1 pseudogene is annotated in these 1,466 nt (G+C 46.7%); it reads left to right on the top strand.

The features are described from left to right. Positions 1-1,466, top strand: a pseudogene (locus tag MM213_RS20625) (DUF11 domain-containing protein); the annotation flags it as partial.

Below are 1,466 nucleotides of genomic sequence, written 5' to 3'. Positions count from 1 at the left end.
ACTCTCCGGTAGTGATCAACCCAGATGGAACGGTTACGGTATCACCGAACACGCCAGCGGGAGACTACGAAGTAGAATACAGTATCTGTGAGGTGTTGAATCCAGACAACTGTGATACGGCGACAGTAACAGTAACTGTGACAGCACCAGAAATAGAAGCCAATGATGATGACTTCGGTCCGATCAACGGCACAGAAGGTGGCACAGTACCGGGCAATGTATTGGATAACGATACTTTGAATGGTGAGCTAGTTAACCCTGATGATGTGATCTTGACACCGATCAATGTAGATCCTGACTCTCCGGTAGTGATCAACCCAGATGGAACGGTTACGGTATCACCGAACACGCCAGCGGGAGACTACGAAGTAGAATACAGTATCTGTGAGGTGTTGAATCCAGACAACTGTGATACGGCGACAGTAACAGTAACTGTGACAGCACCAGAAATAGAAGCCAATGATGATGACTTCGGTCCGATCAACGGCACAGAAGGTGGCACAGTACCGGGCAATGTATTGGATAACGATACCTTGAACGGAGATCCTGTGAACCCTGATGATGTGACCTTGACACCGATCAATGTAGATCCTGACTCTCCGGTAGTGATCAACCCAGATGGAACGGTTACGGTAGCACCGAATACGCCAGCGGGAGACTACGAAGTTGAATACAGCATCTGTGAGGTGTTGAATCCGGGCAACTGTGATACTGCAACAGTAACGGTAACAGTTACCACGCCAGAGATTGAAGCCAATGATGATGACCTCGGTCCGATCAACGGCACGACGGGTGGCACAGTACCGGGCAATGTATTGGATAACGATACTTTGAACGGAGATCCTGTGAACCCTGATGATGTGACCTTGACACCGATCAATGTAGATCCTGACTCTCCGGTAGTGATCAACCCTGACGGAACGATAACAGTAGCACCGAACACGCCAGCGGGAGACTACGAAGTTGAATACAGCATCTGTGAGGTGTTGAATCCGGGCAACTGTGATACAGCGACAGTAACTGTAACTGTGACAGCTCCTAGGATCATAGCCAATGACGATGATTTAGGTATTCATTCTACAGACTTCGGTGGAGACTTGGGCAACATACTTGCCAATGACCTTCTCAACGGGGTTACAATCGATCCTTCATTGGTAGACTTTGAGATTTTTGATCTTGGAGGTCTGACCGGGTTGTTGATTGGTCCAGATGGTTCATTTTCTTTGATACCTGGATTGAATCAAGCTGGAAGATATCTGCTACAGTACAGGGTTTGTGAGGTTTTGAACCCTACGAATTGCGATACGGCATATATAACTATTGTTCTTGAGGCCTCTGAAGTTGATCTATCAATTACCAAGACATCAAATGATGTTACCATTTGGGAAGGCGATGAGTTCGAGTATGTGATCACAGTTAGCAATATTGGATTAACTGATGCTACCGATGTAGTGATAATAGATAAT

The sequence above is a fragment of the Belliella alkalica genome (genome assembly GCF_022549785.1).
GTDB classification, from domain to species: domain Bacteria; phylum Bacteroidota; class Bacteroidia; order Cytophagales; family Cyclobacteriaceae; genus Belliella; species Belliella alkalica.
Note: the sequence above shows the minus strand (reverse complement) of the source record. Positions and strands in the feature narration are given on the sequence as shown.